This is a genomic window from Roseibium sp. AWQ4_254 (assembly GCF_056161025.1).
On sequence record NZ_JBSWYH010000012.1, the window covers coordinates 1 to 14746 of the forward strand.

At 57.1% G+C, this 14746-nt stretch carries 11 protein-coding genes, 1 tRNA gene and 2 pseudogenes; 6 read left to right on the forward strand and 8 right to left on the reverse strand.

Features of this window, described 5'->3' with window-relative positions; all coding sequences use genetic code 11:
- A pseudogene (locus tag ACXAIC_RS10790) lies at positions 1 to 252 on the forward strand (hypothetical protein); the annotation flags it as partial.
- A gap of 29 nt (positions 253 to 281) precedes the next feature.
- Here ACXAIC_RS10790 and ACXAIC_RS10795 read toward each other — a convergent pair.
- A tRNA-Leu gene (locus ACXAIC_RS10795) sits at positions 282 to 366 on the reverse strand.
- A gap of 80 nt (positions 367 to 446) precedes the next feature.
- Positions 447 to 2066, reverse strand: a complete 1620-nt coding sequence (locus ACXAIC_RS10800; protein ID WP_475177741.1) for an NAD(P)H-hydrate dehydratase — start codon at positions 2064 to 2066, stop codon at positions 447 to 449.
- A 363-nt stretch (positions 2067 to 2429) separates the two neighbouring features.
- Here ACXAIC_RS10800 and ACXAIC_RS10805 point away from each other — a divergent pair, with 363 nt between their 5' ends.
- Together ACXAIC_RS10805 and glnA are read left to right on the forward strand one after the other, a co-directional pair.
- The gene (locus ACXAIC_RS10805; protein ID WP_475177745.1) at positions 2430 to 2768 is read left to right on the forward strand and encodes a P-II family nitrogen regulator; all 339 of its coding nucleotides are present in this window, start codon (positions 2430 to 2432) and stop codon (positions 2766 to 2768) included.
- A gap of 124 nt (positions 2769 to 2892) precedes the next feature.
- Positions 2893 to 4302, forward strand: coding sequence for a type I glutamate--ammonia ligase (glnA, locus tag ACXAIC_RS10810; protein ID WP_475177750.1), 1410 nt, complete (start codon positions 2893 to 2895; stop codon positions 4300 to 4302).
- Positions 4303 to 4476: 174 nt separating this feature from the next.
- Here the strand turns inward: glnA and ACXAIC_RS10815 are convergent, their stop codons facing one another.
- The 6 genes from ACXAIC_RS10815 to ACXAIC_RS10840 all read right to left on the reverse strand — a co-directional run bounded on the left by ACXAIC_RS10815 (position 4477) and on the right by ACXAIC_RS10840 (position 11485).
- Positions 4477 to 6846: a patatin-like phospholipase family protein gene (locus ACXAIC_RS10815; protein WP_475177753.1), complete on the reverse strand. Its 2370-nt coding sequence runs from the start codon at positions 6844 to 6846 to the stop codon at positions 4477 to 4479.
- Between the two features lie 168 nt (positions 6847 to 7014).
- Complete coding sequence (locus ACXAIC_RS10820) at positions 7015 to 8052, reverse strand: DmpA family aminopeptidase (RefSeq protein WP_475177757.1); 1038 nt, start codon at positions 8050 to 8052, stop codon at positions 7015 to 7017.
- Positions 8053 to 8167: 115 nt separating this feature from the next.
- A complete protein-coding gene (gene phnE, locus ACXAIC_RS10825; protein WP_475177760.1) occupies positions 8168 to 9076 on the reverse strand; it encodes a phosphonate ABC transporter, permease protein PhnE in 909 nt (302 codons plus the stop codon).
- 72 nt (positions 9077 to 9148) lie between these two features.
- The gene (gene phnD / locus ACXAIC_RS10830; protein ID WP_475177763.1) at positions 9149 to 10156 is read right to left on the reverse strand and encodes a phosphonate ABC transporter substrate-binding protein; all 1008 of its coding nucleotides are present in this window, start codon (positions 10154 to 10156) and stop codon (positions 9149 to 9151) included.
- Positions 10157 to 10178: 22 nt separating this feature from the next.
- Positions 10179 to 11003, reverse strand: a complete 825-nt coding sequence (gene phnC / locus ACXAIC_RS10835; RefSeq protein ID WP_475177767.1) for a phosphonate ABC transporter ATP-binding protein — start codon at positions 11001 to 11003, stop codon at positions 10179 to 10181.
- Positions 11004 to 11212: 209 nt separating this feature from the next.
- Positions 11213 to 11485: a tyrosyl-tRNA synthetase gene (locus ACXAIC_RS10840; RefSeq protein WP_475177772.1), complete on the reverse strand. Its 273-nt coding sequence runs from the start codon at positions 11483 to 11485 to the stop codon at positions 11213 to 11215.
- A 355-nt stretch (positions 11486 to 11840) separates the two neighbouring features.
- Between ACXAIC_RS10840 and tyrS the strand changes: the two genes are divergently transcribed.
- From tyrS to ACXAIC_RS10855, 3 genes and pseudogenes are all read left to right on the forward strand, one after another.
- Positions 11841 to 13094 carry a tyrosine--tRNA ligase gene (gene tyrS / locus ACXAIC_RS10845; protein ID WP_475177777.1) on the forward strand — a complete coding sequence of 418 codons (1254 nt, stop codon included), beginning with the start codon at positions 11841 to 11843 and terminating at the stop codon, positions 13092 to 13094.
- A gap of 451 nt (positions 13095 to 13545) precedes the next feature.
- Positions 13546 to 13929: a hypothetical protein gene (locus ACXAIC_RS10850; protein ID WP_475177781.1), complete on the forward strand. Its 384-nt coding sequence runs from the start codon at positions 13546 to 13548 to the stop codon at positions 13927 to 13929.
- A gap of 268 nt (positions 13930 to 14197) precedes the next feature.
- Positions 14198 to 14662: pseudogene (locus ACXAIC_RS10855) on the forward strand (LamG domain-containing protein); the annotation flags it as partial.
- Positions 14663 to 14746: the final 84 nt, after the last annotated feature.

A 14746-nucleotide genomic window follows, 5' to 3' on the forward strand; every position in this document is an offset into this window, starting at 1 on the left:
GGCTGGCCTCCTTGTCCAGCCCTCAGCTTGAATCACTATTCACCACAAAAGGGAACCCAAGACGATTCAGACTTTTTGGGAAATGCTCTAGAACTCTCGCTCAAGTTCCTCGCAAACCCTTATAATATATGGGAAACCGGCAACATTACCCTCAAGAGAACCGTCCTCAGACTGGCCTTCTCAGAGCGCTTCACATACCACCGATTTGAGGGGGCTAGAACACCCCAAATATTCCTGCCGTTCAAAACCTAAGCAGGGATACATGGGGCTGAAATCAAAAATGGTGCGGATGGAGGGACTTGAACCCCCACGCCTTGCGGCACCAGAACCTAAATCTGGCGTGTCTGCCAATTTCACCACATCCGCATCACACAGGCCGAACAGCCTGCGGTCAAAGCGGGGCCTCTATAGCATTGCTGATTTTCCCGTCAAAGGAAAAAGCGGCGTCAGCACCCTGCCCCGGCATCCTTGTCCACAAGCGCCCGGACAAGCGCGCGCACAACTGACCTGAGCGCCTCCGCCAGATCTTCTGCAATCAGGCCCGGTCCGGCTTCCCGGCCCGCCTCTCCATGGAGCCAGACCGCCTGACAGGCCGCCTCAAAGCCTGGCACGTCCTGGGCAAGCAGCCCCGTGGCAAGGCCTGCAAGCACGTCGCCAGACCCCGCCGTTGCCAAAAAGGGCGGCGCATTGGTGTTGATGGCCGCGCGCCCGTCCGGGGCTGCGATCACCGTATCCGGCCCTTTCAAGACAACGCAGGCACCTGAACGGTCTGCAGCAAGCCTGGCCCTTTCCAGCTTGGACCCGCCATGGCAGGAGGCGCCGAGGTCCGGGAAAAGCCGGGCGAACTCCCCTTCATGGGGCGTTAACAGCACCGACGCAGCGGCGGCCTTGATCTGGCAGAACAGATCCTCCGGCGCCACCTCAAAACTCGTGAGCGCATCCGCATCCAGGACACAGGCCCGCCCGGCCGTGAGGAGCGCATGGACAGCCGCGCAGGTGTCCGGTCCCACACCATAACCAGGCCCAATCAGCACCGCATTCAGCCGCCGGTCAGCAAGAAGGTCTCTGATCCCGTCCACGCCCGCGACCTTTTTCAGCATGATGGCGGTCAGGTGACAGGCATTGACCATCATAGCGCCCGGCGGCGATGCCAGGCTCACCAACCCAGCCCCCGCCCGCAAGGCCGCACCGGCCGCAAGCCGTGCCGCGCCGGTAGAGGCCATCGGGCCTCCGAAGACCACCGCATGGCCTTTTTGATATTTATGGCCCTCCTCAGCCGGTTGCGGCCAGGCCGCCCCCCAAAGCTCCGGACCATTTTCAAACTGGTCGGGCGCGATCTGATCGAGCACGTCCGGCTGAATTCCGATCTGCGCGACCTCCACCGTCCCGCACAGCCTTCGTCCCGGGAAAAGCACATGTCCCGGTTTTTTCCGGAAAAAGGTAACAGTCGCGCACGCTTTGACCGCCTCCCCGAGGATCGCACCGGTTTGCCCATGAAGACCTGACGGCAAATCGACCGCCAGAACCGGCTTACCGGCCGCATTCACCGCTTCAGCAAGCGCGCGCACCGGTCCGGCCAGGGGCCGGTCGAGCCCGGCACCAAACAGGGCGTCGATCACGAGATCTACCGACTTCAGGCTTGCATGACACGCGCGCGCGACAAGATCGCCCTCGACTGCTGCGCCAGCCTCTCCTGGAGCCACCCCCTCAGAAAGGGCAAGCAAGCTGCGGGTGCACAGATCCGCGCCCATGCGCTCAAAAGCGGAACGCGCATCGCCTGTCAGCCCGGCCGGGTCCTTTAAAAGGGTAAGCGCTACCCGATGGCCGGCAGACGCCAAAAGGCGGGCCGCCACGAAGCCGTCGCCACCATTGTTGCCAGGACCACACAGAACCAGAACCGCGCCTTTGTCCGGCACCATCGCCTGCGCCACGCACGCGACAGCTTCGCCCGCCCGCTCCATCAGATCGATGCCGGGAATGCCGCGGGCAATCGTCAACCGGTCCGCCTCCCCCATCTCAGCCGGCGTCAAAAGAACCGCTTGCGTCTTGTCAGCCCCACTTGCCATTTATGCGCGCACCCCGCCTCTTTTCCCATCAGCTAATGTCTTCACGGTTTTAGGCCCAGTGGACATGCACCGGCAAGGCGGCCATCAATTATGTCCATTTTTTAGGCAGTATGCTTATTTATTAATCAATATTTTCGATTTGGAGAGGCGCGGGCTCGAAGCAGCCTGCGGCGCCTGCCGCTTTTATTGGCTGCTTTCCCGGCCTCGGGAGATTTTTTAAGCCGCGCCAGCTATTTGGCATGCATCATGCAAATAAGGCAGCATCTATTCCCGCATGTGACCTGGTCTGTGCACCCTGGCACCGCGGCATAAAAAGAGCCTGCCGAGATTTCCGGCCTGTTACGTGGAGAGAGACACAAGGTGATGAAAAAGATCGAAGCGATCATCAAGCCCTTCAAACTGGATGAGGTCAAAGAGGCTTTGCAGGAAGTCGGCCTTCAGGGCATCACCGTGACCGAAGCCAAGGGCTTTGGCCGTCAGAAGGGCCACACGGAACTCTATCGCGGCGCTGAATATGTCGTCGACTTTCTGCCGAAGGTGAAAGTCGAAATCGTGCTTGGTGACGAGATGGTCGAAAAAGCAGTTGACGCCATCCGCTCCGCCGCGCAAACAGGTCGCATTGGCGACGGCAAGATCTTTGTGTCAAACATTGAAGAAGCCGTCCGCATCCGGACCGGTGAATCCGGCATCGACGCAATCTGACCCACCCAATTCCGGCATCCGCCGGTGACCAGAACCCCGGGCTTGATCACTGAGCAAAGATCTGGTCTGTGAAGGCCCGGACTGAAACCCAACCGTTCACAAGATAATCAAAGGGATGGACATAATGACCACTGCCGCTGACGTCCTGAAGGAAATTCAGGAAAAGGACGTTAAATTCGTCGACCTGCGCTTTACTGACCCGCGCGGCAAGATGCAGCACGTCACCATGGATTCTGCACTTGTAGACGAAGACATGTTCGCCGAAGGCGTTGCTTTCGACGGCTCGTCCATTGCCGGCTGGAAAGCGATCAACGAGTCCGACATGATGCTGATCCTGGACCCGGAAACGGCCCATATGGATCCGTTCTTCGCCCAGTCCACCATGGCAATCTTCTGTGACATCGTCGACCCGATCACCGGCGAAGGCTACAACCGCGACCCGCGCATGACCGCGAAGAAAGCGGAAGCCTATGTGAAATCCGGCGGCTTCGGCGACACCATCTATTTCGGCCCGGAAGCCGAATTCTTCATGTTCGACGACGTGCGTTTCACCGCAGATCCGTACAACACCGGCTTCATCCTGGACAGCTCCGAACTGCCGTCCAACATGGGCTCCGAATATGAAACCGGCAACCTCGGTCACCGTCCGCGCACCAAGGGCGGCTACTTCCCGGTTCCGCCGGTCGACAGCGCGCAGGATATCCGCTCCGAAATGCTGTCCGTGATGGGCGAAATGGGCGTACCGACCGAAAAGCACCACCACGAAGTGGCAGCTGCCCAGCACGAGCTTGGCATGAAGTTCGACACCCTGACCCGCTGCGCTGACAATATGCAGGTCTACAAATACGTCGTTCACCAGGTGGCCCACGCCTACGGCAAAACCTCCACCTTCATGCCGAAGCCGGTCTTCGGTGACAACGGCACCGGCATGCACTGCCACCAGTCGATCTGGAAAGACGGTGAGCCGACCTTTGCCGGCAACCAGTATGCAGACCTCTCCGAGACCTGCCTCCACTATATCGGCGGTATCCTGAAGCACGCCAAGGCCCTGAACGCCTTCACCAACCCGTCCACCAACTCCTACAAGCGTCTGGTGCCGGGCTATGAGGCTCCGGTCCTTCTGGCCTATTCCTCGCGCAACCGGTCTGCATCCTGCCGCATTCCGTTCACGTCGTCTCCGAAGGCGAAGCGTATCGAGGTCCGCTTCCCGGATCCGACCGCCAACCCGTATCTGTGCTTCTCCGCGCTCCTGATGGCTGGACTTGACGGTATCAAGAACAAGATCCATCCGGGCGATGCCATGGACAAGAACCTCTACGATCTGCCGGCGGAAGAGCTGGCCGAGATCCCGACGGTTTGCGGCTCCCTGCGCGAAGCCCTTGAAAGCCTGGATGCGGACCGCGAGTTCCTGAAATCCGGCGGTGTCTTCGACGACGACCAGATCGACGCTTACATCGAGCTGAAAATGGAAGAAGTCGAGCGCTACGAAATGACCCCGCATCCGGTCGAATTCGACATGTACTACTCCGTCTAAGAGCCTCCGCTCCTAGGCGAACCGAAACCCCGGCCAACCGGCCGGGGTTTTTGTTTGGGTTCTCAATAGTTGCCAAAGAGCACTGGAATCGCCAAAAACCTCCGTGCAATCAGCGAAGCTGCCACGGCAACCGGCTTTGCTGCAATCCAATCGCGCTCAAGACGCAAGAATGCATCATACCCAATTGATCTTTGGATCTATCCCGAGGCTAGATCTCAACCCGTCCTCCACGAATGTATGGAACCCCCCGTTTCCATTCCTCAGTCCTTGGACAGCGCCCTCGCCGTTAAACAATCCACCTGCGGCATGAAATCCCAAGGCCCGGTAAACCTCAAACTGCTCTTCTGAAAAGAACTGATCGCCAGTGGACTGATGCGGAAAATCGGGATGGCGCCGTCTGTAGTCGCGAATATAATCGTTTTCGTCGCCGGTTACCGATGATTTTACATAAATCAGAATGCCTTGCTCGGGCTCACAACCGTCTTCATCGCCGCCGGAGTAATGAATGATGCCAATGGCACAATGCGGGACCACATCCTGTGGCTTTCGATCGTCGTAGGACAGTGTAGCCGTGCGAATTTGATCCCAATCCATCTCGATGCGAACGCCCATATCGATCCGAATATATTGCTGGAGTTTCACGAAGGACGACATGTTCATCGCGCCATCGGCCTCACCGTCAACTACAATGATGATCTTGCACTTGCGCTTGATCAGCTCGTAGACACCAAGATTCTCAATATGGCCGCCGTCACTCAGATAGACGCGGGCATAATTTGCTTTCAGCAAACCCAGCACCTCAATATAAAACCAAACAAAGCTTCCCGGTATTTTCAGAAGCAACCGCTGCCAGAAGGAGGCCTCAAAAATGTCTTGCACCCACATGGGGTTCGGCAGCCAATACCCAAGACGGATGTTGAGAATTGCAAGGCTGAAAACCAGATACCACTTTGTCTTGTTGCCCATGTTGGCAGACGCCGCAGCACCAGATATCGCCATCGCTGTGGCAACATCTAACTCCCGATCCAAACGTTCCAACTGGCTGGTCTCGCAATATCCAGTGGAAGTGCTGCCGCAATACCCTCGGCTGAATGTAAAAAAATCCGCATGCCGCCTCCTCTGATTGAGCTTTCTGTCGCCCTGAATGTTGAGGGCTGTGTTGATCAGAAGCGCAGGACAATACTCGTGCCTGAGCGCACTCAGCGCGAATTTCCGCCGACTTGCACCGCCTGCCCCCGCACCGTCATGGGCCCCGATAAAGCCTTTCGCCAACCGGTCCCGATACAGAAAGTAGAGGGTATACGCATTGGGTGGGATCAGGAAGGCAACAGGGATCAGGACAATCGCCAGAAGACCGTAGCTTATCCAGACGCCAAGATTGGCTAAAGATACACAACAGGCAGGTGCAACGGCCGTCTCTGCGATTTGAGAATATAGGCTCTGTAGCCATGCAGGCGCCGCAGAGTAGTGCCCTTGATCATCCAAAATGCCCCAGTTTGACAAGTTCAAATAGACCAGCCACAAGAACACGGGAACGATAAGCCCGGCTGCAACATAAAGTGTCTTTCCAAGCACCTTGGCAATCAAAGCACCTCGACCGCTGCCGTCTTCTCCCGCTTTTACAAGTTTGCTGATCCAGCTCCCGCCGGCTGCAAACACAGCACTGAGCGCCCCAAGCGCAGCCGTCAGATTTGACTTCATCCAAGCCAGTCCAAGGGTGCCATCGGATGTCTGTTGCCAGTACCAGTCGAGCACCACCGGCTGCGCCTGAAAGGAAAAGACAAAGACCGGCAGCAGCAGGAGCGCTCCAGACCATTTCCGCCGCTGTCCTCTGGAAACCGCACTTTCCTTGTCATTCAGAGCCCAAAGTACAATCAGCAGGATTGCCGCAACTGCTGCGGCAAGTGCGACATAGACCGTCAGGACGAAATTTCCGGAGAGACCAAAAATGTTCCAGCTGCCCAGATCAACTGACGGTTCAGAAAGAGACCTCTGAGTTGGATTGAGCGCTATAGTAAGAGCTGCAAACATCAGCAAGCAGGGAAGCACCAGCATAGCATTTGCAATCAAACCAATAAAAACCGCACCAATCGCTTCCAGAATATTGCGAAATTTTCCCGCAACCAAATAGTTTGAATAGTCTCTCAAATGCCCAACGCGTGGATCCTCCTCACCTCCCAAATCACTTGGAAACGGAAACTTTCCTTCGCCCTCACTCATTCCCACAGCAACAGAGCTGCCCAAATAGCCCCCACCCGAAACCGTTGAAAGGTAATCCAAACGCTTGATGATCTGCCATTTTGCCTCAAGCGCCTGCAGAACGCCAAGGCAAAAGGCCGCAGACCGAATCCCACCGCCAGAAAGAGACAGGCCGATCAGTCCACGCGCAACCGAGGGAAGCACCTCCTCGCTGCCGGCATCAGAGTTCTTTCCTGGTCTCCAGACAGCGTCAAAAGGCAAACTTTGATTCTTCCGACGTTCAACCACGTCTTTGAGCTCATCTGAAAAAACAGTTTCAAAAACTATGGACCCTTTTTTCGCCATCGCGCATTCCTCAAGAATAAACGGCCGAAACAGCAAAAGCGTCTAAAAAGACAACCCACGACCAAAAGTTAAAAATAACAACTATTATATCATAGATTGCAAAGACTGTTGAGAGGCGGCTGGGCCTGAAAGGTTTCCTTCCAGCCCTTCCGCCGCAGTTTGAGCGCCTCATTGCGTCAGCCAGTCCGCCAGAGACGGCCGTTTGCGGCGTTTGTGGCCGCGCATGGGCGGGGAGGCAATCATGGCGTTGAGCACCGCTTCCTGGGTCGTTTCTGCTGCAGCCTTGAAAAGCGTGTCGATCCGGTCTTCCTGCAGGATCTCACGCGCCATAAAAGCGCTTTCGCAATGATGTGGCAGCCGGTCCGCCGTCGAAAAGGCAAGCGAGATATCGCCGCTGCCATGGCCATAAAACGCGCCGAGGCGCCCCAGCCCCGCAGCCGCCCGCCGGGCGACACGTTTCAGCTGCCGGCTTTCCAAAGGCACATCCGTTGCCATCACGACAATCACGGAGCCACGCTCCTCCGTCTGGCCTGGCGATTTGGGATGGGGGTTGCGTCCATCGGGAAGGATCAGGTCTCCGGGCCGGCCAAAATTGGCCTGCACCAACGTGCCAAGCGTGAAAGCGCGCCCGTCCAGCTTTAACACCCGCGAGGCCGAGCCAATGCCGCCCTTGAAGCCGAAGGCGCTCATGCCGGTTCCGGCCCCGACACTGCCCTGCTCAAAATCGGGGCCCGCAGCCTCAAGCGCGGCATTGGCATCGTCTTCTGTCAGGGCGAGCGCGCAAATATCGCTCAAATAGCCGTCATTGCATTCCATCACCACCGGATTGACGGTGCCCCCCGAGCGGTCGATTTCCGGGTTTATGGCCAGCTCCCGGCGCACAAGCGCATTGATGCCGGTTCCGACCCCAAACGTATTTGTCAGCAGGATCGGCGTTTCCAGCGTGCCGAGCTCCTCCACCTGAACCAGTCCGGCACTTTTGCCAAAGCCGTTGATGACATCCACGGCGGCGGGCACTTTTTCCAAAAAGAGATTGCCGGAATGGGGCAGAATGGCCGTAACCCCGGTTCTGAGAGCCCCCTCCACCACCGTCCTGTGCCCAACAGTAACCCCGGCAACATCGCTCAGCGCGTTGCGCGGGCCCGGTTGAAGATCACCACATAAAAGGTCATGGGCGCGGGCGGGAGACTGTGGTGCTGTCGGCATGAGATAACCCGTTGAAAGAGATTCGAACGGGCCTCATGAAAGTCTATTGCTCAGATGCACACAAGCTTGAAAGCCGGACCGGAAAGCGAGGCACCAAGAGCAAGCCCGCCAGGCCTCATGTGCGGGCCAAGAGCAGCTCCAACGCGATGACGGCCAGCACCAGAAACAGAAAGTAGCCCGCAAAGCGCCCGTGATCCGTGCCGTCAATCACCACCTTGCGCAACAAGGATCCGAAAATGTCGAGGATTGAAACCGTGACGAGAATGATCAGCAGGATCGCCGCCCCAGCCGAATAGTCGAACCCCCGCAGCGCCTCGGACAGGGACATTCCGATCCCGCCGGCCCCGACAATGCCGAGAACCGTTGCGGAGCGGACATTGGCTTCAAACCGGTAGAGCGAATAGGAAATCCAGAGTGGCAGAACCTGCGGAACGACCCCATAGACAACCTCCTGAATGACCGGAGCGCCGGTCGCCTTGATGCCTTCCACGGGCCGGGGATCAATCGCCTCGACCGCCTCGGAAAAAAGTTTTGCCAAGGTTCCTGTCGTGTGGATCGTGAGCGCCAGCACACCGGCAAGCGGCCCCAGACCGACAGCGGCAACAAAAATCAGCGCAAACACCAGCTCATTGATTGCACGGAAGGCATCCATAAGCCGCCTGACCGGAAACACGATCCAGACCGGAGCGATGTTGGACGACGACAACAGGCCGAATGGAATGGCAAGAAGCACGGACAGGAACGAGCCCCAGACAGCCATCTGGACTGTCTCGAGCATCAGATCAAAATAACTGTGCCAGTAGCGGAAATTGGGCTCCAGAAAATCTTCCAGCAGCAAGGCCATGTTGCCACCGCCGGTCAGAATCTCGCCCAGCCGGTGCATGTCCGCTGGCTTGAAGCTCCAGACAAGCATAACGATCAGGCCGCCCCAGATCAGAAGATCGAAGATCTTTTCCTGGGTGTCGCGGCCCGGCACACGCAACTCAGGCTCGGCTTTGGGAACCAGATCGGCAGTAGAGGACATGGGCTTGGCTTCCGTTGGAGGACCCCACCGGCGCGAGGGAACCCCCTCGCGCCGGCCGGGTGTCAAACAGTCTTACTTGCGCGGACGGGCGGTGGCAGCGGCGCGGATTTCTTCGATCCTGGTGTTGATTTCCATGACCTTTTTGGTGCGCTCGTCGTCGGAATAGGTGTCATCACCTTCGATGGACATGCGCTGACGGATCTGGTCCATCTCGTAGAAAGGCCACAGCTGCGCATTGGAAGAGGGAATGAACGGGCCCATGTCGATCATGGCCAGATTTTCGCGGGCTTTCGCCACTTCTTCATCCGTTCCCTGACGGCCATAGGTCATGAAGAAATACATGATCTGCGCCTTGATCTTTTCGTCCAGCTCCGGACGCCAGGCCATCGGGTCGGAGGCGATCAGCGGCGACCGCCAGATTTCCTTCAGCTCGGCAAACAGTTCCGGCTTGGCGTTCTTCAGGCGCGAATACATGCCGGTGGAAGAAGCAACGGCCGCATCCACCTGTTTCGTGGCCACCGAAATCAAATTGGTTTCGTGATTGGCATTGCGTACGGTCTTGAAACAATCCTTCGGGTTTACGCCTTCCTTGGCGAAGATGAAGGTGGACGGAACCAGAAAGCCGGAGGTGGAATTCGGATCCCCGATGCCGAAATTCAGATCCTTGCCGCATTTCATGACATCTTCATAGGTCAGACCGGAATCCTTGTGCGTCACCATGACGGACCAGTAGCCCCGGTCACCGGTCGCTTCGGTGGTCTGCGCGAAGATTTCAGCGCCCGCGCGGTCGACTGCGACCATAGCGGATTTGTTGCCGTACCAGACAACGTCGACCTTGTCGAAGCGCATGCCTTCGATGACACCGGCATAGTCGGCGGCAAAAAACGGCTTCACCGGCATGCCGATGGAATCTTCCATCGCCTTCAGGAAGGGACCCCACTTTTCCCGCTGGGCCGAGCTGGATTCAGTCGACAGAATGCCAAAGTGGAGTTCTTTCGGGTTTTCACGGTCGGCCAGAGCCGGAGCGGCAAGGCTCGCCAGAAGGGCTGCAGACGCAGCGATACGCGCAATCAGTTTCATGTCGTGTCTCCCACGGGGTGTATCAGGCCGTTGCCGACAGTGGCGTGGTCCCGAAGTCGTCGGCATCGGGCAGAACAAGTTCCTCGCTCGCCTCGCCGTAAATCTCACGGAGAAATTGTGTCGTCAGCGCATGGCTGGGGCCGTCATAGACGATCTTGCCCGCCCGCATCGCGATGGTGCGCTTGCAGTATCTGCGAGCATATTCGACCTGATGCAGGGAAACGAGAATAGTTGTCCCGTCTTCTTCGTTGATGCGCGCCAGAATACCCATGACCCGCTTTGCGGACGCCGGATCCAGAGAGGCAATCGGCTCGTCGGCCAGGATGATCTTTGCGCCCTGGACCAGCGTGCGTGCAATCGCGGCGCGCTGCTGCTGACCGCCGGACAGTGTCACGGCGCGCTGGCGCGCCGCGTGGGCAATCCCTACCCGGTGCAGGGCGCGCATGGCCTGCTGCTTTTCAGCCGCGGTAAACAAGCCGAGCATTCCCCGCCAGGTGGGCACCTTGCCCAAAAACCCGGCAAGGACATTCGTGAGAACACTGAGACGCGGAACAAGATTGAACTGCTGGAACACGACGCCGACAGAGGTGCGCGTCGATGCAATATTGCCGGAGACTTTGCCCGCATCCTGAACCTTGGCACCAGACACGGTGACCGTGCAGCAGCCGGGCTCCCGGTCGCCTGCGATCAGGCCGGAGACGTGGCGGATAAGCGTGGATTTGCCGGAGCCGGACGCTCCGATAAGGGCGACGAATTCGCCTTCGGCAACCTCCAGACAGACATCGTCCAGCGCACGGTTTCCAGCGCCAAAGGTCTTTGAAAGCTTGCTGACGGAAATTGCGTTCATGGCTGCCTCCAACTGGGCAGCTTGGTAACAAATTCGGGATCTGGAGAGATGAAGGATATGTGTCAGAATGACGAAACCCGACATCGCAGCCGAAAAACTTGCAAAAGAGGGGTCTTTGAGGCCCAATTCCTCGTCAATTTTCCTAATCAAAACGAAAGGCCCTCGCTTGGGAGGGCCTTCGTTCGGGAGACTTGGACTTCCGCTTGATCTTAGTAACAGACCCGACGGTAGCCAACGACCACATACTGACGGTAGTAGGGATCCCAGCGGCGCACCGGTTTGTTGTGGCAGCGGACCGGCTGGTAATAGCGCGGCTGACGGGCCTGGGAGGCAATGATGGCACCGGCGGCAAGGCCGATAATGGCACCGGCGGCAACTGCACCAGCGCGGTTCTTGGCATGGGCCTCGGCCGGTGCGAGGCTGACGGCGGCGGTTGCAACGGTGGCCACGGTCACGGCGGCGATAGCAAATTTACGAAACATGACTGGTCCTCTCAAAGTGGGTGTCAGCAGTTCCTTGCTGATGAGAGAACCCTAAGCCGCAGCGGCAACGCGGGCTGTGATTGCAATCACGCTTGGTCAGATTGCGGGGAAAAGCCCGGGCGCCCCCCTGCCCGGAACGCGACCACCCTCAAGCAACCTGCTCTGGCGGCGGCTCTCCTGCCACTTTTCGCAGCTTCCGCAATTTACAACGCCCCGGACACAGGCTAGATCAGCCGATGCTCCCGGGTTGCGGGCAGCCTTCCATGGGAAGATCGCCTTGAAAAAGAGGCTGGAGAGCACGTCCGCAGACAGGCCGGGCAGGCAAGATACAAGACAACAGGCACGGGCAGACACTATGCGTGAGTTCAAATCGGATTTCCTGAACATTCTCTCGGAGCGCGGGTTCATTCATCAGATTTCCGACCTCAAAGGACTGGATGCGCTTTGCGCGAAGGAAACCGTGACCGCCTATATCGGTTTTGACTGCACCGCCCCGAGCCTTCATGCAGGCTCACTTGTCCAGATCATGATGCTGCACTGGTTCCAGAAGACCGGACACCGGCCGATTGCGCTCATGGGCGGTGGCACCACAAGGGTCGGCGACCCGACCGGCAAGGATGAAAGCCGCAAGATCCTCAGCGAAGAGGCCATTGAGGAGAACAAGGCAGGCATCTTCAAGGTGTTCGAAAAACTGCTGACCTTCGGCGACGGTCCGGGCGATGCCCTTATGGTCGACAATGCGGACTGGCTCATGCAGCTCAACTATGTGGACTTCCTGAGGGACATCGGCCGCCACTTTTCCGTCAACCAGATGATCCAGCGCGATGCGGTCCGTCTGCGCCTGGAGCGGGAGCAGCACCTGTCCTTCCTGGAATTCAACTACATGCTGCTGCAGGGCTATGATTATCTGGAACTCTACCGGCGCACGGGCTGCCGGCTGCAGATGGGCGGCTCCGACCAGTGGGGCAACATCCTGTCCGGTACCGATCTGGTGCGCCGCCTGGAGGAAAAGGACGCCTATGCCCTGACCTCACCCCTTCTGACCACCGCGTCCGGGGCCAAGATGGGCAAGACCGCAGCCGGGGCCGTCTGGCTGAACGAGGATCAGCTCTCCGCCTATGACTACTGGCAGTTCTGGCGCAACACGGAAGACGCCGATATCGAGCGTTTCCTGAAACTCTTCACCGTTCTGCCCATGGACGAGATCGCCCGCCTTGCCGCCCTTGAAGGCTCTGAAATCAACGACGCCAAGAAGATCCTGGCAACCGAAGCCACCGCCATGATCCATGGCCGCGCCAAGGCAGACGAGGCGGCTGAAACCGCCCGCAAGGCCTTTGAGGAAGGTCAGTCCGCAGAAGGCCTGCCGACCGTCACGGTTGCCCGGGCGGATCTGGAAGCCGGTCTGGGTGTCTTGTCCGCCTTTGTGACCGCTGGCCTGTGTGCCTCCAACGGGGATGTCCGCCGCAATATCAAGGGCGGTGCTGTGCGGATCAACGACAAGGGCGAACAGAATGACAAACGCCTGCTTACCCTTGCCGATATCGGCAGCGACGGCGTGGTCAAGCTGTCCCTTGGCAAGAAAAAGCATGTCTTGCTGAAACCCGAATAAGCCTGACGCAAACGGGCAACCGCAAAAAACCTTAATGTAGAAAAGACATAGCCGGGGTCGGCCCCTAACCTAAGTGTGGTTGCAAGTAAATCGGCTCCGGCGTTTAGCGAGGCAGACATTCACGCCAGCTAGGCCCGCAGCCGCTTCCGGCCCAACGGGACGTGCGATCAGTCTGCGGTTAAGGTCAGCTTTGAGCCCAAATTACTGGATGCTGCACCGTGGAGCAATGTCGGTTTCTCGTGCTGTGGCCAAAAAAGTGCCAAAATCAAACCGAGTTTCACCAAGGGCTTGTGGCGCAAAACTCTTCAATACTTGCCTTGGCCTTTCCGCCAGTGACGAAAACGACCGTTTATACCCACATCGGCTTGAGCCGAGTACTATTGACGTGCGAAAGAGTGACACAACGCTAGATAAGTGTTAGTCTAGTATCACATTTTTCAGGAGTATAAAAATGATGAGATTTAGACTCGCAATAGGTATTTTTGCAGCAGTGGTTGCAAGCCCAGCAATTTCTCAAGAGATTGGTCCAGTACATGAAAGCTTCAAAGCGACCTATGTTTCTGATGGAACCGGATGCAGTGGGCTTCTCATAACTGGTCACTTCTTAGCACCAACGCCAGGTTACCAAATAACTTTGGTCGAGGCTTCAGATCAACCTAATGCACCAACTTCATTTTCCATGAACATGGAAGCAACTCCGCCGGCTGGGAACGTCAATCAAGTCCTCATGCTTACGCCGGTGGTCTATGAGGATAGTGATTTTGATGAATGCCCTTACGGCATCACGATCACATATGATGGCGATACTTTTATAGTGCCATTCTTTCCATCTTAAGGCCCTAGTTGCGCATAGGCATCTGATTTAAAATCTAAGGAATTGGAGGTATTACACGCACCGGTACCCTTTTTACGGCATTCTTGTATCGATTGTGATGCCCATACCTGTCCATGCCGAGCAAATTGCTCGCTGGACTTTTGACGAAGATTTTACGGATGAAGCCGACTACTTCAATGGAACGCCAATGGGTGAGGCGAAAATTGGACATTCCGCTGACATCAAAAGAGAGAATGGTGGTGGTTACCTCTAGCTCGATGGATCTGGCGACTACGTCACGGTCGGAAACCCAATGCCAGAAAACGGTTCATATTCGAAGTTGGCCTGGGCTCGGTTTGACGAAGACAATGTTGGTGGGGCCAACATCATGACTGCTGGCGATACGGGAGGAGGACATGGCCTTCTTGTGTGGGTTGGCACAGTCCGAGTTATACATGGAAAATCGGGGGCGGATGGCCGTTGGACTGACACCGGCGAACCGATAGAGACAGACACATGGACTCACTGGGCAGTCACTTTAGACAGCGATACGAAAAGCTTAAAGATTTATGAAAACGCGAACTTGATATCGGAGGCGTTCCCGGCAGGTGACGTTGGAAACCATGTAAATCCGGACCGCATTGGGGCCTACGAGACTATGTCGTTTTGGAAGGGGCAAATCGACGACGTCCAAATTTGGGACAGTGTGCTTAGAGAAGATGAGATCAAACATCTGATGGAAAATTTGCTATAGTCTGATCGACGCAAAACAAGGAATGGACGATAACTTTCCGGGAAGCCAAACAGGTCAAGAGAGAGGTTAAAATCTTTGTGCTTA

Coding starts and splice junctions, on each gene's coding strand:
- ACXAIC_RS10800 (WP_475177741.1), bottom strand. CDS start 2,066: ATGGCAAGTGGGGCTGACAAGACGCAAGCGGTTCTTTTGACGCCGGCT.
- ACXAIC_RS10805 (WP_475177745.1), top strand. CDS start 2,430: ATGAAAAAGATCGAAGCGATCATCAAGCCCTTCAAACTGGATGAGGTC.
- glnA (WP_475177750.1), top strand. CDS start 2,893: ATGACCACTGCCGCTGACGTCCTGAAGGAAATTCAGGAAAAGGACGTT.
- ACXAIC_RS10815 (WP_475177753.1), bottom strand. CDS start 6,846: ATGGCGAAAAAAGGGTCCATAGTTTTTGAAACTGTTTTTTCAGATGAG.
- ACXAIC_RS10820 (WP_475177757.1), bottom strand. CDS start 8,052: ATGCCGACAGCACCACAGTCTCCCGCCCGCGCCCATGACCTTTTATGT.
- phnE (WP_475177760.1), bottom strand. CDS start 9,076: ATGTCCTCTACTGCCGATCTGGTTCCCAAAGCCGAGCCTGAGTTGCGT.
- phnD (WP_475177763.1), bottom strand. CDS start 10,156: ATGAAACTGATTGCGCGTATCGCTGCGTCTGCAGCCCTTCTGGCGAGC.
- phnC (WP_475177767.1), bottom strand. CDS start 11,003: ATGAACGCAATTTCCGTCAGCAAGCTTTCAAAGACCTTTGGCGCTGGA.
- ACXAIC_RS10840 (WP_475177772.1), bottom strand. CDS start 11,485: ATGTTTCGTAAATTTGCTATCGCCGCCGTGACCGTGGCCACCGTTGCA.
- tyrS (WP_475177777.1), top strand. CDS start 11,841: ATGCGTGAGTTCAAATCGGATTTCCTGAACATTCTCTCGGAGCGCGGG.
- ACXAIC_RS10850 (WP_475177781.1), top strand. CDS start 13,546: ATGATGAGATTTAGACTCGCAATAGGTATTTTTGCAGCAGTGGTTGCA.